A 19,413-nucleotide genomic window follows, 5' to 3' on the forward strand; every position below is an offset into this window, starting at 1 on the left:
TTATCGGGAGAAAACAGCATGTCGTCTGATGAGTTAGAACTGGTCTGGAACAACATTAAGGCAGAAGCACGCGCGCTGGCAGACTGCGAGCCAATGCTGGCCAGCTTTTATCATGCGACATTGCTTAAGCATGAGAATCTGGGCAGCGCCCTGAGCTATATGCTGGCCAATAAGCTGGCGAATCCAATCATGCCTGCTATCGCGATTCGTGAAGTTGTCGAAGAGGCCTACCGAAAAGATCCCTCAATGATTGCTTCCGCTGCCTGCGATATTCAGGCCGTACGCCAGCGCGATCCTGCGGTTGATAAATATTCGACGCCGCTGCTGTATCTGAAAGGTTTTCATGCGCTTCAGGCGCATCGTATCGGGCACTGGCTTTGGAATGAAGGCCGGCGCGCTTTAGCCGTTTACCTGCAAAATGAAGTGTCCGTTTCCTTTGCTGTGGACATTCATCCGGCCGCAAAAATTGGACACGGGATCATGCTGGATCACGCTACTGGTATTGTGATCGGTGAAACGGCTGTCGTGGAAAACGATGTGTCCATCCTGCAGTCGGTGACGCTCGGCGGGACCGGTAAAACCAGCGGCGACCGTCATCCGAAAATTCGCGAAGGTGTCATGATTGGCGCAGGTGCAAAAATTCTGGGCAATATTGAAGTTGGTCGCGGTGCCAAGATTGGTGCTGGCTCTGTTGTGCTGCAACCCATTCCGCCTCACACCACCGCCGCTGGCGTGCCTGCGCGCATCGTTGGCAAGCCCGGCAGTGAAAAGCCATCCATGGATATGGACCAGCATTTCAGCGGCAATGGCGCAGGCTTTCAGTTTGGTGACGGAATTTAGGACTTAATCAACGCGCCAGCGTAGTCGAGTTGGCGCCAGGCTTCGTATACCACCACAGATACCGCATTTGATAAATTCATACTGCGGCTTTCCGCCCGCATGGGAATCCGTATTTTTTGCTCTGCAGGCAGCGTCTGTAGCACCTCTGCGGGCAAGCCCCGGCTCTCTGGACCAAACAGCAGATAATCTCCCTGCTGCCAGGCGACGGCACTGTGCGCGGGCGTCCCCTTCGTTGTCAACGCAAACAGCCGCGCAGGTTGCTCGGTCGTCATGAACGTTTGAAAATCAGCATGGAACTTAATGGCGGTGAACTCGTGGTAATCCAGTCCCGCGCGACGAAGGCGCTTGTCGTCCCAGGCAAAACCCAGCGGTTCGATAAGGTGAAGCTGGAAGCCGGTATTGGCGCACAGGCGAATAATATTACCTGTATTGGGTGGAATTTCTGGTTCAAAGAGTACGATGTTAAGCATAAGGCCCCCGGTAACGAGGGCCGAAGCATAGCAAATTATTGTCTGCCAGAGGAGTAAAGTGGCAGCCAGATTGTCAGACGCAGACCACCCAGTGGGCTGTCATCTGCTTTTACCCAGCCACGGTGCTGCTGAATGGCCGTTTCCACAATGGCCAGCCCCAGGCCGGTGCCGCCGGACTCTCGGTCGCGCGCCTCGTCAGTGCGGTAAAATGGTCGGAATATCTGCTCACGATCTTCCGGGCTCACGCCGGGGCCATCGTCGTCAACGTGAACGGTAATGCCTGAAATATCAACGGAAAAACTGACGCTGATATGAGTATGAGAGTAGCGCAACGCATTCCGCACGATATTCTCCAGCGCACTTTCAAGCGCATGGGGGTTACCATACAAAGGCCATGGCCCTGGAGGATAAGGGATCTCCAGTGTCTTACCCATTTGTTCCGCTTCAAATCGGGCGTCTTCCAGCACGCCGTTCCACAGCTGATTTGCCTTCATGGCTTCGCTGACCAGCGCGTTCTTATGCTGGGTCCTCGACAGCACCAGTAGGTCATTAATCATGCCATCGAGGCGTTGTGCTTCCGTCTCTATACGTTCCAGCTCTTTGCCTTCACCATGACGACGGCGCAGCAGGGCGGTCGCCAGCTGTAATCGCGTTAGCGGCGTGCGTAATTCGTGGCTAATATCAGACAGTAAGCGCTGCTGACCGTTCATCATCCGTTCCAGCGCACTGACCATCTGGTTAAAGCTGGAACCTGCCGCCAGAAATTCCTGTGGGCCTGATTCCAGTTCAGGATGCTGGCGCAGATTACCGCTGGCGACTTCGTCCGCGGCATATTTAAGTTTCCGTGCAGGACGCGCCAGGCTCCATGCCAGCCACAACAGAAGCGGTGAGCTAATCAGCATGGTAACAATGAGCAGCAGCAAAGGGCGATCAAACAACAGATTAATAAAATCCAGCTGAGAGCTGCTGGCGGGGCGGATCAGATACAGCTGATAGTTATCCTCTCCATCCCGGACGGCGAAAGGACCTACCATCTCTACCCGGCCATATTTCTTCTTCTGTGGGTGATCGGCGTTATCTGACTGACCGATGAAGTTACGAATGACCTGCATTTCATTATGCTGTGCGCCGATGACCCGGCCTTCACTGGTGACCAGGAGCAAACGTTGGCCGGGTGGAGCCCACTTCTCAATAGCGCGAAATAAGCGCCGCCACCACATCAAATCATTAGGCGGATCGCGTGACAGCTCGGCTTCAACGTGCTGCTCGATCATTGTGCCCTGGCGCTGCTCGCTTTCCAGCAGCGCCGTCATCTGGCGTGAATCAAGCTTGGGTACCATGAGCACCAGCATCAATACCAGTGCCAGCGTCAGCCAGAAAATAGCAAAGATGCGGGTAGTCAAACTGCCTATCATGATGCCGAAACCATCAAATAGCCGCGGCCACGTAAGGTCTTGAACCACGGATGCCCATCGCGACGTTCAGGGAGTTTACGGCGCAGGTTCGAGATGTGCATGTCGATGGCACGGTCAAAAGGCGTCAGGCGTTTGCCCAGCACCTCCTGGCTAAGATGCTCGCGCGAGACAACCTGACCTAAATGCTGAGCCAAAAGGTACAACAGGGTGAATTCTGTGCCGGTGAGATCCAGCGTTTCGTTATCGAAACTGGCTTCCTGACGGCCCGGGTTCAGGCGCAGGCAGTCCACTTCCAGCGTAGGTGAGCTGTTATCGTGCTGCTGCTGTTGTTCGCTCCAGTTCGAACGGCGCAGGATAGCGCGTATGCGCGCAACCAGCTCCCGATCGTTAAAGGGCTTAGGCAGATAGTCATCGGCGCCCAGCTCAAGGCCCAGCACACGATCAAGCTCGCTTCCGCGGGCGGTAAGCATAATCACAGGTGTTTGATACTGCTGGCGTAATTCTTTCAGGGTGTCGATACCGTTTTTCTTGGGCATCATGACATCCAGTAAAAGCAAATCAATTGAGTTATCGAGCAGATTCAGTGCTTGCTCACCATCGCTGGCAACCACCACTTCAAACCCTTCCATTTCTAACAGTTCTTTTAAAAGCGAAGTCAATTCGCGGTCATCATCTACCAACAGGATTTTATTCATTTTTGTAGCCCTCCGCAGGCAAAATAGCGTGTTCCTATGATACCAATCCATCGCTTTACGTACTTTTACACCCCCTGACGGATGTTTGCAGCTATCGCCGTACACTGGCTATCGTTGAATCGCAAAACAGAACGAACTGGAGTAAACGATGCGCAAATTAACCGCCGTCGTTCTTGCCTCAGCGATGGTTCTCAGTCACGCCAGCGCAGGAGCAGCAGAGTCGATGGCGCTTGACGAGGTGCATCACGGCGGATTTACGACAGGCAGTATGACGCAAAATTCGCAAAGTCACATGTTCGACGGCATTGAGTTGACGGAACATCAACGACAACAAATGCGTGACCTTATGCAGCAAGCCCGACATGACCGTCCGGCAACGAATATTGATGATATCGCAGCTATGCACGATTTGGTGACGGCAGATAAATTTAACGAAGCGGCCATACGTGACAAGGCAGAGGCCATCGCCAAAGTTCAGGTTGAACAGCAAGTTGAGATGGCGAGAGTGCGTAATCAGATGTACCACCTGTTAACGCGCGAGCAGCAGGCCGCGTTACAGAAGAATTATGAGCAGCGCCTGAATGCCATGCGTAAGCTCTCAAGTTTGCAGCCAGCTTCGACGCTGCAACCCGTAAGTCGTACCAGTAGTAACCAGTAGTAAATAGTATCCCTGTTTTCCTTGCCATAGACACATCCCTGTCTTCCCCCTCATGATGAGGGGGTTTTTTTTATCTGTTTTTCGCCATTATTTACTGTAGTTTTACAGTGCGCGAAAAAATGATCTGGACGATTGAATGGCAACGTTTTTTTATTTTTCTTACGCACGCTTTCCTGTCTGTTATTACTGTCTTGCCGATCTGTTTTACAGGACGTGAGTTATTTTCAATCGATTGATAAATATAAAGATTACATTAATTTATTTGTGCATTTTCCTTTCTTTTCAAGGGGCTGTAAATATCCCGCTCCGCTTGCACCTTATCCGGCCTCGCCTACACTTATATTGTCTCAGCAAGGAAGCCGATGCACTTCTGAAATTAACGGAGAGCAGCAACCACATCATGTAGTCCGAATTAATCTATTAATGGAGTAAATTATGGCAGAGCATCGTGGTGGTTCAGGTAATTTCGCAGACAACCCGCAAAAAGCCTCTGAAGCCGGTAAAAAAGGCGGAAAGAGCAGCGGCAACGGCGGCGGCGGTAATTTCAAAAATAACCCCGAAAAAGCCTCCGAAGCGGGCAAGAAAGGTGGCAAAAAATAATTTTGCTGAGCACTGAACCAAATCTGCACGTTGATTTGGCGCTTACTTAGGTAAGCAATTCTTCGCCCCATCGTTACCCGATGGGGCGAAGTCGTATTATCTCTTCCCATCTTATCCCTCATCACGCTGTCCGAACGGTATCAGTCGGGCGCATCGCCTGCGTCAGTGTTAAACTTAGCCCTTCTCTGCGGTTATTTTATCTCTTCAGTCATGATGTTCATGGAGTGTGGCATGCAGGCTTCGTATGGAAAGTGGGTTAAATCTGCGGCGATTGCGGCGATGCTGCTGGCGACAACCTTGTTAATTATCAAGATTTTTGCCTGGTGGTATACCGGATCGGTTAGCCTGCTGGCTGCCATGGTTGATTCGCTGGTGGACATTGCCGCTTCCCTGACAAACCTGCTGGTGGTGCGCTATTCCCTTCAGCCCGCTGACGCCGATCACACCTTTGGCCACGGTAAAGCGGAATCGCTGGCCGCCCTGGCGCAAAGCATGTTCATTTCAGGTTCGGCACTTTTCCTCTTTCTGACGGGTATTCAGCATCTCGCTTCCCCGAATGAACTGCGATCGCCCGGTATGGGCATTATCGTGACGGTGCTGGCTCTCATTTCGACATTACTGCTGGTGGCTTTCCAGCGCTGGGTCGTACGAAAAACACGCAGTCAGGCGATTCGCGCCGATATGCTGCATTATCAATCCGATGTTTTCATGAACGGGGCAATTTTGGTCGCGCTGGTGTTAACCAGCTACGGATTCGCTCGCGCCGATGCCCTGTTTGCGCTGGGCATTGGCGTGTATATTCTCGTCAGCGCACTTCGGATGGGCTATGAAGCCGTTCAGTCCCTGTTGGACAGAGCCTTACCCGATGAAGAACGACAACATATTATTGCGATTTCATCAAACTGGCCCGGTGTGCAAGGCGTTCATGATGTGCGGACGCGTCAGTCTGGCCCGACGAAATTTATTCAGCTTCACGTAGAGCTGGAAGATCAATTACCGTTAGTGCAGGCACACCGAATCGCCGATCAGGTTGAAAAAGCATTACGCGAGGCCTTTCCCGGGTCGGACGTCATTATTCATCAGGATCCCTGTTCTGTGGTACCGTCAGAGAAACAGGATGCATTCAATTTCTGACGCACAGGAAAGACGTTAGAAAGATGAAAATGACATGCAGCTAACATTGCTAAAAAAATTAGTGAAAAGTTGTCTGACCTGAATCAATTCAGCATCAGGCCTTTGATATACTATCTGCCATCATATGTCGCGCTTACCACATCAGTGTTCATCAGCGTTGCACAGGCCGGATTAACCCTTAGTTTTGAACAATCCAGAGGTTGTCATGATCAAAAAAATTGGTGTACTGACCAGCGGCGGTGACGCCCCAGGCATGAACGCAGCCATTCGCGGTGTAGTTCGCTCCGCATTAAGCGAAGGGCTGGAAGTTTTTGGTATCTATGACGGCTATCAGGGTTTATATGAAGATCGCATGATCAACCTCGACCGCTACAGTGTGTCAGATATGATCAATCGCGGCGGCACGTTCCTGGGTTCTGCACGTTTTCCTGAATTTCGTAATGATGATGTCCGCCAGGTAGCAATCGAGAACCTGAAAAAGCGGGGCATTGATGCCTTAGTGGTGATCGGTGGCGACGGTTCGTATATGGGTGCCAAGCGGCTCACCGAAATGGGCTTTCCGTGTATCGGTCTGCCAGGCACGATTGACAACGACGTGGCCGGGACAGATTACACCATTGGCTACTTTACGGCGCTGGAAACGGTCGTCGAAGCCATTGACCGCCTGCGTGATACGTCGTCATCGCATCAGCGCATCTCGATTGTTGAAGTCATGGGTCGTTATTGTGGCGACCTGACGCTGGCTGCGGCTATTGCCGGGGGATGTGAATTTATCGTGTTACCTGAGATTCCTTACACTCGTGAGGAGCTGGTGGCAGAGATTAAAGCCGGTATTGCGAAAGGTAAAAAGCACGCGATCGTAGCTATTACAGAGCACATCTGTGATATCGACGACCTGGCGCGTTTCATCGAAACAGAAACCAAACGCGAAACGCGTGCCACGGTACTTGGTCACATTCAGCGCGGCGGCGCGCCCTGCGCTTATGACCGCATTCTTGCTTCGCGCATGGGTGCCTATTCGATTGAGTTGCTGATGCAGGGCTACGGTGGCCGGTGTGTAGGTATCCAGAATGACAAGATGGTCCATCACGATATCATTGATGCCATTGAAAATATGAAACGTCCATTTAAGCGTGACTGGATGGATACGGCTAAGCAGCTGTACTAAGTATTACCGGGCATGCTTAACGGCATGCCCTTATGCCTTCCTCATATTCCCCAAAGTTATAACCGCTTATTTTTAATTCTTTTAGCTATAATCACGTTTATGTCACGCTTGTCTCATCATGAATGGGGAGAGTGCGCAATGAATAAATGGGCCGTGGGTTTAGGGTTGTTACTGGCATCTGGCAGTGTTCTGGCGAAGGATATTCAGCTGCTAAACGTTTCTTATGATCCTACCCGGGAACTCTACGAGCAGTACAACAAGGCCTTTAGCGCGCACTACAAACAGGAAACGGGCGACAACGTGGTCATCCGCCAGTCGCACGGCGGCTCAGGTAAACAGGCGACTTCTGTCATCAACGGTATTCGTGCTGATGTGGTGACGCTGGCGCTGCAGTCGGACGTTGATGCAATTGCTGATCGCGGTCGTATTGATAAAGACTGGATTAAACGTCTGCCCGACAACTCCGCGCCTTATACCTCCACGATTGTCTTTTTGGTGCGTAAAGGCAATCCTAAAGGCATCCATGACTGGAGCGATCTTATCAAGCCCGGCGTTTCGGTGATTACCCCAAATCCTAAAACATCAGGCGGCGCTCGCTGGAATTACCTGGCTGCCTGGGGCTGGGCACTGGATCATAACAACGGCGATCAGGCAAAAGCACAGCGTTACGTGAAAGATCTGTTTAAGCATGTTGAAGTGCAGGATTCCGGTGCGCGCGGCGCAACCAATACCTTTGTAGAGCGCGGTATTGGTGATGTCCTGATCGCCTGGGAAAACGAAGCCTACCTGGCGGTCAATAAACTGGGTAAAGACAAATTTGAAATTGTGACGCCAAGTGAATCGATTCTCGCGGAGCCAACTGTGTCCGTCGTGGATAAGGTGGTCGATGAGAAGGGAACGCGTCAGGTGGCGGAAGCCTATCTGAAATATCTCTACTCGACGGAAGGGCAGACGATTGCGGCTGAAAACTATTATCGTCCGCGCAATGAAGAGGTCGCGAAGAAGTTCGCCAGCACGTTTGCGCCGGTAAAACTGTTTACCATCGACGACAAGTTTGGCGGCTGGGCGAAGGCGCAAAAAACGCACTTCGCTGATGGCGGCACCTATGATCAGATCATGAAGCCGTAATCCTTACCGGTTATTCTTGAAACCAGCGGAAACGCTGGTTTTTTTATGCGTGACATTTACGCGCTGTCAGGTGAGGATGCGAATGAAAACAGTCAGGGGAAGATAACAATGCAGGCAAATCGTCGGGCCTTCATCATCATTGCGCTTCTGCTGGTATTGATCGGCGCAGGGATCCTGGTTGCGGCTACGCATGTTAAAACGAATGCGGATGCGCTTTGGCAAATCGTCAGTGAAAAGTGTCTGCCCGATCAGCTCACGCATGGTCAACCCGCGCCGTGTCAGCGCGTTGATCTGCAGCACCGCTACGCGCTGTTGAAAGATCGAAACGGCCCCCTTCAGTATCTGCTCATCCCCATTGATAAAATCACCGGAATCGAAAGCCCACAGTTGCTCCGTTCAGACACGCCGAATTATTTTGACCTGTCCTGGCAGGACAGAGGCGTCGTGGCGCAAAAATATGGCAAGCCCATCAACGATAGTGTGCTGTCACTGGCCATCAATTCCCAGTACGGCCGTACCCAGAATCAGCTTCATATTCATCTTTCATGCCTTCGGCCTGATGTGAGAAAGCAACTGGATGCGCTGACACCCACGTTCACACCGGAATGGAAAGCCGTCACCTTTCTCAGTCATCCTTATCACGTGCGTACGCTGAGTGAAGCCGAGCTGGCAGAGCAAAGCGTATTTATCCGTCTGGCCGCTGAGATACCGCATGCACGCGATGAGATGGACCGCTACGGTCTCGCATTGGCGCGCTTGTCTGATGGGCGGTTGATACTGATGGCGGTGGAGCGCAACTGGCTGTTGTTAAATAAAGGTTCCGCTGAGGAAGTGCAGGATCACGACTGCGCGTTACTGCAACCCATAAAAAAAGCGGCCTGATTTGGCCGCTCAGAATGGACTAAGCGCCAGGTCAGCCTTGTTTGGCTGCCGCGGCTGCTTTAACGATGACCGCAAATGCATCGGCTTTCAGTGACGCACCGCCAACCAGGGCACCGTCAATGTCCGGCTGCGTAAACAGCTCGGCTGCATTTTTATCGTTGACTGAACCACCGTACTGAATAATCACTTGCTCAGCGACAGCAGCATCTTTTTTCGCGATATGGTCACGAATGAATTTGTGAACGGCCTGCGCCTGCGCTGGGGTGGCTGATTTACCCGTGCCAATCGCCCAGACGGGTTCGTAAGCGATAACCGCATCTTTAAATGCTTCGGCACCCTGAGTGGTCAGTACAGCATCAAGCTGACGTGCACACACTTCTTCGGTTTTGCCTGCTTCATTTTCGGCTTCGGTTTCGCCGATGCACAGAACCGGCACCAGACCCGCTGCTTTTAAGACGGCAAATTTTTTCGCAATGAATTCATCGCTTTCTTTATGGTAAGTGCGGCGTTCTGAGTGACCAATGATGATGTACTTCGCGCCAATATCTTTCAGCATCTCAGCGGAAATCTCGCCGGTAAATGCGCCAGACAGGTTTACATCAACGTTTTGAGCACCCAGTGCAATATGGCTACCGGAGACAGCATGTTTAGCCTGATCAAGATAGAGCGCAGGGGGGGCAATAGCAACGCCACAGCCTTCCACGCCCGACAGTTCTTTGCGCAGACCGTCGATCAGTTCGGCTGTCATATGCTTGCTGCCATTCAACTTCCAGTTACCCATAACCAGTGGATGTCGCATTCTATCCTCCGCATAACGCGATACATGAAATGGCGCTGCCCTGGGGCAACGTTGTCTGCCAGACAGTATAGAGATCAAATAATGCCATGGCTTTGCTTTTCGTCATTTTTGCCCCGTCCATCAGGGCGTAGCCAGCGCCAGTTTTACCGGCTCAATGGCAAAGGTGAGTCCTTTATCCCCGTTATCTGAAACCACGAAACGCAGTGCGCCTTCAACGTGCTCATAGTATCGTGAGCCTTTACCGGCTTTAAGCAGCGTTTCCAGCTTTTTTCGCCCTTCTTCCTGCGTGAGTCCCGGCACAAAAAAACGTAACATGGCGGTCATATAATCAAGCGCCTTAGCCTGCGAGGCACTCTGGTCAGGCCCCGGAATCGGCAGCCACGTGATCTGCAACGTTTTGATTTTGCCCGTGCCCGGCTCAAGCGCCGTAGAAGAATAAAGGGTTTCATTAATTTTGGTGGCGGCGCGTGTCAGATCGCTCTTTTCATCGCGCGTATCAATGGCACTGTATTCCCTGAGCGGCAATTGGGGATTGGCCAGGTTGTATTTTTCACGAAACTGGCCAATGGTCATGTCCAGCGTGGGTGCGCCCGGTAACAGATAGGGTGCGGTTGGCATGTGTTCAGCCTTGTCGAGGGGTTGCGGATCGGCGGCAAATACCGGAACCGTCAGCGCGACGCTCAGCAACAGTACGCCTGGCAAATTCTTCATTTTGTCGGCTCTGACCAATAAACTCGATGCCAAATTAGAACGGTTTTTATCTTCAAGGTCAAAAGTGTGCAGCGTAAAATTTTGTCTAAGGAAAGTGCATGATAATCCAGCAATGGTTTTTCTCTTTTCGCGGGCGCGTAGGGCGTCGGGATTTTTTGCTCTGGCAGGCAATCTGGGTACTGCTAACCAGCCTGCTGTTTTTCCTGGCAGGTAACGATCTGCTGGACACACAGATGGCTGCGTTTGGCATCGTCTGCTTATTGTGGCCTGCCAGCGCGATTGTGGTTAAACGCCTGCACGATCGCGATCGCCGGGGCTACTGGGCCCTGCTGCTGATTGCCGCCTGGCTACTGATGGCGGGCAACTGGAGCATGACGGGAGAGGTGTTACAGTGGCTCATCGGGCGCGTACTGCCCTTTATTATCCTGGCCGGATTGATTCTGGATCTGGGGGTGTTTCGTGGCACCGCCGGCGACAACCGCTTTGGTGCCGCGCCGGTGCCCTTGCGTCTGAAACGCGCGCCTTACCAGTAGTTTTCGCTGGTGATATGGCCGGGTTTGCGCTTAAGGTGCTTGCGCATACCGCGCGTCTCTTTCAGTAACTGCTGCGTATCACGTACCATCTGTGGATTACCACAAACCATGACATGGCTGGTCTCTGCGTCAATGGCTAACCCTGCTGCCTGCTCCAGCTTGCCATTCTCAATCAGGGCCGGAATGCGTCCCGTCAGCGACCCCAGACTTTCCTCACGGCTGACAACCGTGATGATCTGCAACTTACCGTTATAGATTTGCTGGAGTTGCTGCATCAGCGGTAAAAAGCTCAGGTCGGCGGCATAACGGGCGGCATGGACCAGGACGATATTATCGAAGCGATCCAGGCCTTCGCCCTGTTGCAGGATCGACAGGTAAGGGCCCACGGCGGTACCGGTCGCCAGCATCCATAATGTTTGACACTCAGGGACTTCATCCAGAATAAAAAAGCCCGCCGCATCTTTGGTGATCATCACCTGATCACCGGGGCGCAGCGCCTGCAGATGCGGGCTTAATTTGCCGTCGGGTACGGTGACTAAGTAGAACTCAAGCAGGTCGTCATTGGGTGCATTGACGTAAGAGTAAGCTCGCTGCACACGTTCGCCCTCAATTTCGAGTGCCAGTTTTGCGTACTGTCCGGCATGGAAGGGGGCAATCGGTGCCTTAACCCGCAGGCTAAACAGCGCATCGGTCCAGTTTTTCACTTCCTTCACTTGCGCATTGATCCACTCGGCCATAGTGACTCCTTAAGCGTTGATAGTCAGGCGGATAAACATCTTCGCTACTGCTCTGACAGATTACCAGTCGGTAACGGGGCAAAGGCTCTAATCGACAAACTGTAATATTAAGTTTACATCCTGGTTGCATTTATTGACGTGAATGGCGCACCCACTTTGTGTGAATCACTCGCTTTGTCACGTAATCCTGATATTTTCCTGCCACAACCTGTTTCAGCCGTTAGTTGTGCTGTTTAAACGTTCCTTTTCATACAGAATTTTTGTTCAATGATGATGAAGAAGATAGAAAATCGCCCGTTGTTGATCATGCTCATCGCATTGGTCGCAGTAGGGCAGATGGCTCAGACCATTTATGTGCCGGCAATGGCGGCAATGGCGGACGCACTGCAGGTGCGTAACGGCATGATGCAACATGTCATGGCGGCCTATTTAATGACCTATGGTGGATCGCAGCTGATCTATGGCCCGTTGTCTGACAGCGTGGGACGCCGTCCGGTGATCCTGGCGGGCATGGCGATCTTTATGATCGGATCAATAATTGCCTTACTGGCCTCATCACTGGATATGCTGGTCATTGGCAGTGCGATTCAGGGCGCGGGCACTGGCGTGGCCGGGGTGATGGCGCGGACCATGCCGCGCGACCTCTATAATGGCCATGCGTTACGTCAGGCGAACAGCTGGCTCAACATGGGCGTGCTTGCCAGCCCGTTAGTCGCGCCAGTGATTGGCGCAGCGTTGACACAACTGTTTGGCTGGCATGCCTGTTTCGCTTTTTTACTGCTGTTATGCATGATCGTGACGGTGACTATGGCGTGCTGGTTGCCGGAAACACGCCCGGTCAGCGCCGAAGTAACGCCGTTCCTTAAACGTTACATTCGTCTGTTACGCGATGCGAATTTTGTCCGCTATCTGGTACTGCTGATTGGTGCGCTGTCAGGCATTGCCGTCTTTGAGGCCAGCTGTGGTGTGCTGCTGGGCGGCGTACTGGGTCTGAACAGTTTTACCGTCAGTATCTTGTTCATTCTGCCCATCCCGGCCGCCTTCTTTGGGGCATGGTTTGCCGGGCGTGAGCAGCGTTCCTGGCACAGCCTGATGTGGTTTGGCGTCAACAGTTGCCTGCTGGCAGCAGTGCTGATGTGGGTGCCTGCCTGGTTTGGCATCATGACTATCTGGACGTTATTGATACCGGCATCGCTGTTCTTCTTTGGCGCGGGGATGCTGTTTCCCCTGGCGACATCGGGTGCCATGGAACCCTATGCCTGGCTGGCAGGAAGCGCGGGTGCATTGATTGGTGGTATGCAGAACCTGGGGTCCGGGCTGGTCGCTTCTTTGTCGGCGTTGATGCCACAGCGCGATCAGTTCAGTCTTGGCATGCTGATGTTCGTCACGGCGCTGGTGATGCTGCTCTGCTGGCTACCGCTTTCGCGCCAGCCAGCAGGTGACAATCAGGCGGTTACAGGATAAAAGGGTGCAGAGCTGGATCTTTACGGTCGAGATAATGTACAGACTGAATGCGGCGAATCGTGCGCGATTTGCCGCGTATTAACAGCGTTTCGCTGGTGGCCATATTGCCCTGACGAGTAATACCTTTCAGCAGGTCGCCGCTGGTGATGCCGGTAGCCGCAAAAACGACATTATCATTGCGCGCCATCGTCTGAAGTGGCAGAATCTTTCCGGCTTCGATTCCCATACCAGCACACCGTTTCAGCTCATATTCGCCAATGCGGCGGTTTTCCTCCGTGTCACCTTTCACATGGTGACGTGCCAGTAATCTGCCTTGCATATCACCATCCAGCGCACGGATAACGGCGGCTGAAACCACGCCTTCAGGCGCGCCGCCAATCCCGTACATCACGTCAACTTCACTGTCCGGCATACAGGTCAGTATGGATGCCGCAACGTCGCCATCGGGAAAGGCAAAAATGCGTACGCCCAGCGCTTTAAGCTGCTGAATGACAGCGTCATGGCGCGGCTTGGCCAGAATTGATACGGTGAGCTGTGACAACGGTTTATTCATGGCGATCGCGATATTACGCAGGTTAAGCTCAAGCGGTTGATCCAGATTTATATGGCCGCGCGCCGCCGGACCCACGATAAGCTTCTCCATATACATGTCAGGCGCATGAAGAAAGGTGCCTTTATCGCCTACGGCCATGACGGCAAGCGCATTGGCTTGTCCCATCGCCGTCATGCGTGTGCCTTCAATGGGATCGACCGCAATATCTACCGCGTCACCCTGGCCGGTTCCCACTTTCTCGCCGATATAAAGCATCGGGGCTTCGTCGATTTCCCCTTCGCCAATCACAATCTGGCCATCGATCTGGATGGTATTTAAGACGTGACGCATGGCATGGACCGCCGCACCGTCGGCCGCGTTTTTGTCGCCGCGTCCTAACCATTTATAGCCTGCCAGCGCGGCAGCTTCGGTTACGCGGGAAAATTCAATGGCAAGTTCTCGTTTCATTGTAGGCACCTGACAAAAAACAGGCAGGCAGTGTAGCGGAGGGAGAAGGCGGGGAAAAGGCCCGTGACAGCCGAGGTCACGGGCATAGGGCAGATTACTCTTTTTCTTCCCACGCTTGCGCGCGCGCAACGGCTTTTTTCCAGCCGGCGTAGCGGAAGTTACGCTCTGTGGTTTCAAGCGTTGGACGGAATTCGCGCTCAACGACAGCCTTAGCACGGACTTCATCCAGGTCTTTCCAGAAGCCAACGGCCAGACCCGCCAGATACGCGGCACCCAGTGCTGTGACTTCGCGCACTTCAGGACGCTCAACGCGCGTACCCAGAATGTCAGACTGGAACTGCATCAGGAAGTTATTGGCAACCGCACCACCGTCGACACGGAGTGACTGAAGACGTGTGTTAGCATCGTTTTGCATGGCTTCCAGGACGTCACGCGTCTGGTAAGCGATGGACTCCAGCGTTGCACGGATGATGTGGTTTGCATTCGCACCACGTGTCAGACCGAACAGCGCACCACGCGCATAGGGATCCCAGTAAGGTGCGCCCAGACCGGTAAAGGCTGGCACCATATATACGCCGTTAGAATCTTTCACTTTCATCGCGAAGTATTCAGAGTCAGCTGCATCGCTAATCAACTTCATCTCATCGCGTAACCACTGAATGGCTGCGCCACCGATAAAGACGGCACCTTCCAGCGCGTAGTTCACTTCTCCACGCGGGCCGCAGGCAATAGTCGTCAGCAGACCGTGCGTTGAAGTCACCGCTTCGGTACCGGTGTTCATCAGCATAAAGCAGCCGGTGCCGTAGGTGTTTTTCGCCATTCCCGGCTGCACGCACATTTGACCGTAAAGCGCAGCCTGCTGGTCGCCTGCAATACCGGCGATAGGAATACGCGTACCGCCTTTACCACCGATGTTAGTCTGTCCGTATACTTCAGACGAAGATTTCACTTCTGGTAACATTTCACGCGGGATATCAAGAACATCCAACAGGCGTTGATCCCACTCAAGTGTGTGGATGTTGAACAACATGGTACGTGAGGCATTCGTGTAATCGGAGATATGCACACGTCCCTGAGTCATTTTCCAGACCAGCCAGGTATCCACAGTACCGAACAGCAATTCGCCACGTTTTGCACGCTCACGCGCACCTTCAACGTTATCAAGAATCCATTTCACTTTGGTGCCGGAGAAGTAGGGGTTAATCACCAGACCCGTGGTGTGCTGAATGTATTCTTCCAGCCCCTCACTCTTCAGCTTGTGACAGTAGTCAGCGGTACGGGGATCCTGCCAGACAATGGCATTATAAACCGGTTTGCCCGTTTCTTTATCCCAGACGATGGTCGTTTCACGCTGGTTCGTAATGCCGATAGCGGCGATTTCATCAGAACGAATATCAGCATGGGCCAGCACTTCTACGAGCGTTGAACTCTGGGACGCCCAAATATCCATAGGGTCATGTTCTACCCAGCCCGCTTTGGGATAGATTTGAGTAAATTCGCGTTGCGATACCGCCACAATGTTAGCGTCATGATCCAGCACAACAGCGCGTGAACTGGTTGTGCCCTGATCCAGAGCGACGATGTATTTTTTATCGGTGGTAGTCATAAATTCATTCCTGATGATAAAAGTGGAACTTACGCTTTACGTTCATGCGCGGACGCAATCGGTTTGTCAGTGCTGGGTGAGGCAATCACCGCGCCGGGTAAATGGCGACCAATCAGGGCGCGATAACCAAAGGCACCCAGGCAAGCACCGACCAGTGGACCAAAAATTGGCACTAGGAAATAAGGGATCTGATGGCCGCCCGTAAAGGCAACGGAGCCCCAGCCAGCCAGCCATTCGAAAACTTTAGGTCCGAAATCACGAGCCGGGTTCAGCGCAAAACCGGTCAGTGGACCCATTGAACCGCCAATCACCGCTACCAGCAGGCCAATCAACAGGGGTGCCATTGGACCACGTGGAACGCCGTTGCCGTCATCCGTCAGCGCCATAATCACAGACATCAATACCGCGGTGATGACCATTTCTACCAGGAACGCCTGGCCCACGGAAATCTGTGGATTTGGATAGGTAGAGAAAATGCCGGCCAGACTCAGGCTTTCAACTGAACCGCGCACTATGTTATGACTTTGTTCGAAATTGATAAACAAGCTGTAGTAAAGACCATATACCAGCGCTGCGCCACAGAATGCGCCTGCGACCTGAGACAGGATATAAGGCACGACTTTACGGCCTTCAAAATTAGCGAAAAGACAAAGTGCAATCGTAACGGCTGGATTGAGGTGGGCGCCTGATACGCCAGCACTGAGGTAGACCGCCATTGAAACGGCTAAACCCCAGACGATACAGATTTCCCATTGGCCAAAAGAGGCGCCAGCCAGCTTAAGCGCGGCAACACAACCCGCGCCGAAAAACAGGATCAAACCGGTACCCAGAAATTCGGCAATACACTGACCTTTGAGTGTGGTTGTAGTCTGACTCATGATAGTTGTTCCTGAAGCGAGGTTAAATTTTATCAGTTTTTGTTCTCAGTCCGTGAGTCACCCATCTTCGTTGTAGGGCTGATGTTAATTTATCGTTAACGAGCATAAACGAGAAATAGCGAAATTGATTTTTGTGTGGCGCGTCAAAAAAATGCGCGTTTTCGCGTGTTTCAGTTTTCTTTAAGCACCATTGAGTGCCTTTCTGCGGGCTTTCTTCAGGCTCTGACAGTAATGCGCGCAGCAAAAAGTGGTTTTTAGGGATAGGCTGAAAAGTGGTACTGACAGTGGACTGCAGGCCTGCGTTGCTGGACTTGCGGGATGAGGCTACATACAATCGGGACAACGTTGCTGGTAAACGCCTTGTGTGCGAAAGCTGGCATCATCAACGCCTTGCAGGATTTTAGGAGAGGTCAGAAAGATGTCATTTGAAGTGTTTGAGAAACTGGAAGCGAAAGTACAGCAGGCGATTGATACTATCACCTTGCTGCAAATGGAAATTGAAGAGCTGAAAGAGCAGAACAACAACCTGCGCAATGAGGCGCAGAACGCAGCCGGCAACCACGAAGCTCTGATGCGTGAAAATCAGCATCTGAAAGAGGAGCAGCATGTCTGGCAAGAACGCCTGCGTGCCTTGTTGGGAAAAATGGAAGAGGTTTAAGCCTCTGCTGATACAAAAACGGGTGCCACTGGCACCCGTTTTCGTTTGCAGACATTATTCAATATCAAGCGGGTCTTCCGACAAAATCATACCGGTGTTGTCTGCATACAGGTGATCGCCGGAGAAAAAAGTGACACCACCAAAATTCACGCGCACATCGCTTTCACCAATCCCTTCGCCCGCTGCGCCCACCGGAATGGCTGCAATGGCCTGGATACCAATTTCCAGCTCTTCCAGTTCGTCAACCTGACGAACTGAACCGTAAACGACGATGCCTTCCCACTCATTCTGTGCTGCCAGACGCGCAAGTTGTGCATCCACTAACGCACGGCGCACTGAACCGCCGCCATCAATTAACAGTACGCGACCCCGGCCATTCTCTTCCAACAGATCGTAAAGCAGGCCGTTATCTTCAAAGCATTTCACTGTGGTTATCTGACCGCCGAATGAGGTCCGCCCACCGAAATTTGAGAAAAGCGGTTCAACAACATTCACTTCTTCGTGGTAGATGTCGCAGAGTTCAGAAGTATCGTATTTCATAAGGGTTTCGTCTGTTTGCCACAGGAGCGCTAAGTATATCGCTTTATGCTAATTGTTGGCAAAATCATCAACCGTAAAAAACGGTACGGCATCAAGCGCATGCAGAAAAAAGCCCAGACGTAATGTCTGGGCTTTGATACAACGCATGGACACGAAGTGTTACAGAATAAAGCGGCTTAAATCTTCATCTGCAACCAGTTCATCCAGATGCTTGCCGACGTAATCAGCATCGATGGTTACGGACTCTCCACTGCGATCGCTGGCATCGTAAGAAATATCTTCCATCAGGCGCTCCAGCACGGTATGCAGACGACGCGCACCGATGTTTTCGGTCGTTTCGTTGACCTGCCAGGCCGCTTCCGCGATACGGCGAATACCATCGTCGGTGAAGTGAATGTTCACGCCTTCGGTATTCATCAGCGCTTTGTACTGTACGGTGACGGAGGCATTCGGTTCAGTCAGAATGCGCTCGAAATCATTGACCGTCAGCGCCTGCAGTTCAACGCGAATCGGTAAACGGCCCTGTAGCTCAGGAATCAAATCAGACGGGCTGGCCACCTGGAATGCGCCCGAGGCGATAAACAGGATATGGTCAGTTTTAACCATGCCATGCTTTGTCGACACGGTACAGCCCTCTACCAGTGGCAGCAGGTCGCGCTGGACACCTTCGCGCGAAACATCGGGGCCACCGGCGTTCTGGCCGCCGCGTTTACAGATCTTATCGATCTCATCGATGAAGACGATGCCGTGCTGTTCAACCGCGTCGATGGCATCCTGTTTCAGTTCTTCCGGGTTAACCAGCTTAGCCGCTTCCTCTTCAATCAACAGCTTCATCGCTTCTTTGATTTTGAGTTTGCGTGGCTTTTGCTTTTGACCACCCAGATTCTGGAACATGGACTGTAGCTGGCTGGTCATCTCTTCCATGCCCGGCGGTGCCATGATTTCTACACCCGGCCCTGTTACAGCTAAGTCGATCTCGATTTCTTTATCATCGAGCTGGCCTTCACGCAACTTCTTACGGAAAGACTGACGCGCAGATGAGGGCTCACTGGTGTGTTCAGCCTGTCCCCAGTTATTTTTTGCCGGCGGGATGAGGACATCCAGGATACGCTCTTCCGCCATTTCTTCTGCGCGGTATTTGTTCTTCTCAATGGCCTGGCTGCGCACCATTTTAATCGCGGAGTCCGTCAGGTCGCGAATGATGGAGTCGACTTCTTTACCGACATAACCCACTTCGGTGAACTTGGTGGCTTCCACCTTGATGAAGGGAGCGTTAGCCAGTTTTGCCAGTCGGCGAGCAATTTCCGTTTTACCTACACCGGTCGGGCCGATCATGAGAATGTTTTTCGGTGTCACTTCGTGACGCAACTCTTCATCAAGCTGCATACGGCGCCAGCGATTACGCAGCGCGATGGCCACGGCGCGCTTGGCGCTGTCCTGACCAATGATAAAGCGGTTCAGTTCGCTGACGATTTCGCGTGGAGTCATTTCAGACAT

The 19,413-nt window shown here is 52.5% G+C and carries 21 protein-coding genes; 10 read left to right on the plus strand and 11 right to left on the minus strand.

Features of this window, described 5'->3' with window-relative positions; genetic code table 11:
• The first annotated feature begins 18 nt into the window (after positions 1-18).
• Positions 19-840 carry a serine O-acetyltransferase gene (cysE, locus tag RAC65_RS18825; RefSeq protein WP_006121280.1) on the plus strand — a complete coding sequence of 274 codons (822 nt, stop codon included), beginning with the start codon at positions 19-21 and terminating at the stop codon, positions 838-840.
• Here cysE and trmL read toward each other — a convergent pair.
• Genes trmL through cpxR form a run of 3 tightly spaced genes read right to left on the minus strand, consistent with a single transcriptional unit; the run spans position 837 to position 3,420 of the window.
• Positions 837-1,310: a tRNA (uridine(34)/cytosine(34)/5-carboxymethylaminomethyluridine(34)-2'-O)-methyltransferase TrmL gene (gene trmL, locus RAC65_RS18830; protein ID WP_375097036.1), complete on the minus strand. Its 474-nt coding sequence runs from the start codon at positions 1,308-1,310 to the stop codon at positions 837-839. The genes cysE and trmL overlap by 4 nt on opposite strands.
• A gap of 35 nt (positions 1,311-1,345) precedes the next feature.
• Complete coding sequence (cpxA, locus tag RAC65_RS18835; RefSeq protein ID WP_006121282.1) at positions 1,346-2,725, minus strand: envelope stress sensor histidine kinase CpxA; 1,380 nt, start codon at positions 2,723-2,725, stop codon at positions 1,346-1,348.
• Positions 2,722-3,420, minus strand: coding sequence for an envelope stress response regulator transcription factor CpxR (gene cpxR / locus RAC65_RS18840; RefSeq protein ID WP_006121283.1), 699 nt, complete (start codon positions 3,418-3,420; stop codon positions 2,722-2,724). The genes cpxA and cpxR overlap by 4 nt, the downstream gene beginning before the upstream one ends.
• A gap of 148 nt (positions 3,421-3,568) precedes the next feature.
• On the opposite strand from cpxR, the gene cpxP reads away from it, so the two are divergent.
• From cpxP to RAC65_RS18870, 6 genes are all read left to right on the plus strand, one after another.
• Positions 3,569-4,078 carry a cell-envelope stress modulator CpxP gene (cpxP, locus tag RAC65_RS18845; RefSeq protein WP_375097037.1) on the plus strand — a complete coding sequence of 170 codons (510 nt, stop codon included), beginning with the start codon at positions 3,569-3,571 and terminating at the stop codon, positions 4,076-4,078.
• Between the two features lie 435 nt (positions 4,079-4,513).
• Complete coding sequence (locus RAC65_RS18850; RefSeq protein WP_028723167.1) at positions 4,514-4,678, plus strand: KGG domain-containing protein; 165 nt, start codon at positions 4,514-4,516, stop codon at positions 4,676-4,678.
• A gap of 231 nt (positions 4,679-4,909) precedes the next feature.
• A complete protein-coding gene (gene fieF / locus RAC65_RS18855; RefSeq protein ID WP_375097038.1) occupies positions 4,910-5,812 on the plus strand; it encodes a CDF family cation-efflux transporter FieF in 903 nt (300 codons plus the stop codon).
• 205 nt (positions 5,813-6,017) lie between these two features.
• Entirely contained in the window at positions 6,018-6,980 is a 963-nt protein-coding gene (gene pfkA / locus RAC65_RS18860; protein ID WP_006121288.1) for a 6-phosphofructokinase, read from the plus strand.
• Positions 6,981-7,118: 138 nt separating this feature from the next.
• Complete coding sequence (locus RAC65_RS18865; RefSeq protein ID WP_033738094.1) at positions 7,119-8,108, plus strand: sulfate ABC transporter substrate-binding protein; 990 nt, start codon at positions 7,119-7,121, stop codon at positions 8,106-8,108.
• A 108-nt stretch (positions 8,109-8,216) separates the two neighbouring features.
• Positions 8,217-8,990: a CDP-diacylglycerol diphosphatase gene (locus tag RAC65_RS18870; protein ID WP_375097045.1), complete on the plus strand. Its 774-nt coding sequence runs from the start codon at positions 8,217-8,219 to the stop codon at positions 8,988-8,990.
• Positions 8,991-9,021: 31 nt separating this feature from the next.
• Here RAC65_RS18870 and tpiA read toward each other — a convergent pair whose 3' ends face one another.
• On the minus strand, positions 9,022-9,789 hold the full coding sequence (gene tpiA, locus RAC65_RS18875; protein ID WP_033738096.1) for a triose-phosphate isomerase: 768 nt from the start codon (positions 9,787-9,789) through the stop codon (positions 9,022-9,024).
• Between the two features lie 120 nt (positions 9,790-9,909).
• Positions 9,910-10,500, minus strand: coding sequence for a DUF1454 family protein (locus RAC65_RS18880; RefSeq protein ID WP_006121292.1), 591 nt, complete (start codon positions 10,498-10,500; stop codon positions 9,910-9,912).
• A gap of 98 nt (positions 10,501-10,598) precedes the next feature.
• Here RAC65_RS18880 and RAC65_RS18885 point away from each other — a divergent pair, with 98 nt between their 5' ends.
• A complete protein-coding gene (locus RAC65_RS18885) occupies positions 10,599-11,033 on the plus strand; it encodes a DUF805 domain-containing protein (RefSeq protein WP_375097039.1) in 435 nt (144 codons plus the stop codon).
• Here RAC65_RS18885 and fpr read toward each other — a convergent pair.
• Positions 11,024-11,770, minus strand: coding sequence for a ferredoxin--NADP(+) reductase (fpr, locus tag RAC65_RS18890; protein WP_033738099.1), 747 nt, complete (start codon positions 11,768-11,770; stop codon positions 11,024-11,026). The two genes, RAC65_RS18885 and fpr, sit on opposite strands and share 10 nt — an antisense overlap.
• A gap of 270 nt (positions 11,771-12,040) precedes the next feature.
• On the opposite strand from fpr, the gene emrD reads away from it, so the two are divergent.
• Positions 12,041-13,234 carry a multidrug efflux MFS transporter EmrD gene (gene emrD / locus RAC65_RS18895; RefSeq protein ID WP_269750932.1) on the plus strand — a complete coding sequence of 398 codons (1,194 nt, stop codon included), beginning with the start codon at positions 12,041-12,043 and terminating at the stop codon, positions 13,232-13,234.
• Here the strand turns inward: emrD and glpX are convergent.
• The 3 genes from glpX to RAC65_RS18910 all read right to left on the minus strand — a co-directional run bounded on the left by glpX (position 13,224) and on the right by RAC65_RS18910 (position 16,718).
• Entirely contained in the window at positions 13,224-14,234 is a 1,011-nt protein-coding gene (gene glpX / locus RAC65_RS18900) for a class II fructose-bisphosphatase (RefSeq protein WP_375097040.1), read from the minus strand. The genes emrD and glpX overlap by 11 nt on opposite strands.
• A 94-nt stretch (positions 14,235-14,328) precedes the next feature.
• Positions 14,329-15,840 carry a glycerol kinase GlpK gene (gene glpK / locus RAC65_RS18905; RefSeq protein ID WP_039342527.1) on the minus strand — a complete coding sequence of 504 codons (1,512 nt, stop codon included), beginning with the start codon at positions 15,838-15,840 and terminating at the stop codon, positions 14,329-14,331.
• 29 nt (positions 15,841-15,869) lie between these two features.
• Entirely contained in the window at positions 15,870-16,718 is an 849-nt protein-coding gene (locus tag RAC65_RS18910; protein WP_033738104.1) for an MIP/aquaporin family protein, read from the minus strand.
• A 418-nt stretch (positions 16,719-17,136) separates the two neighbouring features.
• On the opposite strand from RAC65_RS18910, the gene zapB reads away from it, so the two are divergent.
• A complete protein-coding gene (gene zapB / locus RAC65_RS18915; RefSeq protein WP_006121300.1) occupies positions 17,137-17,376 on the plus strand; it encodes a cell division protein ZapB in 240 nt (79 codons plus the stop codon).
• Between the two features lie 54 nt (positions 17,377-17,430).
• Here the strand turns inward: zapB and rraA are convergent, their stop codons facing one another.
• On the minus strand, positions 17,431-17,916 hold the full coding sequence (gene rraA, locus RAC65_RS18920; RefSeq protein WP_006121301.1) for a ribonuclease E activity regulator RraA: 486 nt from the start codon (positions 17,914-17,916) through the stop codon (positions 17,431-17,433).
• 159 nt (positions 17,917-18,075) lie between these two features.
• Positions 18,076-19,413 carry an HslU--HslV peptidase ATPase subunit gene (hslU, locus tag RAC65_RS18925; protein WP_006121302.1) on the minus strand — a complete coding sequence of 446 codons (1,338 nt, stop codon included), beginning with the start codon at positions 19,411-19,413 and terminating at the stop codon, positions 18,076-18,078.

It is taken from the genome of Pantoea sp. BS_8, assembly GCF_041954965.1.
Taxonomy (GTDB): domain Bacteria; phylum Pseudomonadota; class Gammaproteobacteria; order Enterobacterales; family Enterobacteriaceae; genus Pantoea; species Pantoea stewartii.

Excerpts from the sequence above, each read along its gene's own strand:
- cysE (WP_006121280.1), top strand. The coding sequence starts at position 19 with ATGTCGTCTGATGAGTTAGAACTGGTCTGGAACAACATTAAGGCAGAA.
- trmL (WP_375097036.1), bottom strand. The coding sequence starts at position 1,310 with ATGCTTAACATCGTACTCTTTGAACCAGAAATTCCACCCAATACAGGT.
- cpxA (WP_006121282.1), bottom strand. The coding sequence starts at position 2,725 with ATGATAGGCAGTTTGACTACCCGCATCTTTGCTATTTTCTGGCTGACG.
- cpxR (WP_006121283.1), bottom strand. The coding sequence starts at position 3,420 with ATGAATAAAATCCTGTTGGTAGATGATGACCGCGAATTGACTTCGCTT.
- cpxP (WP_375097037.1), top strand. The coding sequence starts at position 3,569 with ATGCGCAAATTAACCGCCGTCGTTCTTGCCTCAGCGATGGTTCTCAGT.
- RAC65_RS18850 (WP_028723167.1), top strand. The coding sequence starts at position 4,514 with ATGGCAGAGCATCGTGGTGGTTCAGGTAATTTCGCAGACAACCCGCAA.
- fieF (WP_375097038.1), top strand. The coding sequence starts at position 4,910 with ATGCAGGCTTCGTATGGAAAGTGGGTTAAATCTGCGGCGATTGCGGCG.
- pfkA (WP_006121288.1), top strand. The coding sequence starts at position 6,018 with ATGATCAAAAAAATTGGTGTACTGACCAGCGGCGGTGACGCCCCAGGC.
- RAC65_RS18865 (WP_033738094.1), top strand. The coding sequence starts at position 7,119 with ATGAATAAATGGGCCGTGGGTTTAGGGTTGTTACTGGCATCTGGCAGT.
- RAC65_RS18870 (WP_375097045.1), top strand. The coding sequence starts at position 8,217 with ATGCAGGCAAATCGTCGGGCCTTCATCATCATTGCGCTTCTGCTGGTA.
- tpiA (WP_033738096.1), bottom strand. The coding sequence starts at position 9,789 with ATGCGACATCCACTGGTTATGGGTAACTGGAAGTTGAATGGCAGCAAG.
- RAC65_RS18880 (WP_006121292.1), bottom strand. The coding sequence starts at position 10,500 with ATGAAGAATTTGCCAGGCGTACTGTTGCTGAGCGTCGCGCTGACGGTT.
- RAC65_RS18885 (WP_375097039.1), top strand. The coding sequence starts at position 10,599 with ATGATAATCCAGCAATGGTTTTTCTCTTTTCGCGGGCGCGTAGGGCGT.
- fpr (WP_033738099.1), bottom strand. The coding sequence starts at position 11,770 with ATGGCCGAGTGGATCAATGCGCAAGTGAAGGAAGTGAAAAACTGGACC.
- emrD (WP_269750932.1), top strand. The coding sequence starts at position 12,041 with ATGATGAAGAAGATAGAAAATCGCCCGTTGTTGATCATGCTCATCGCA.
- glpX (WP_375097040.1), bottom strand. The coding sequence starts at position 14,234 with ATGAAACGAGAACTTGCCATTGAATTTTCCCGCGTAACCGAAGCTGCC.
- glpK (WP_039342527.1), bottom strand. The coding sequence starts at position 15,840 with ATGACTACCACCGATAAAAAATACATCGTCGCTCTGGATCAGGGCACA.
- RAC65_RS18910 (WP_033738104.1), bottom strand. The coding sequence starts at position 16,718 with ATGAGTCAGACTACAACCACACTCAAAGGTCAGTGTATTGCCGAATTT.
- zapB (WP_006121300.1), top strand. The coding sequence starts at position 17,137 with ATGTCATTTGAAGTGTTTGAGAAACTGGAAGCGAAAGTACAGCAGGCG.
- rraA (WP_006121301.1), bottom strand. The coding sequence starts at position 17,916 with ATGAAATACGATACTTCTGAACTCTGCGACATCTACCACGAAGAAGTG.
- hslU (WP_006121302.1), bottom strand. The coding sequence starts at position 19,413 with ATGTCTGAAATGACTCCACGCGAAATCGTCAGCGAACTGAACCGCTTT.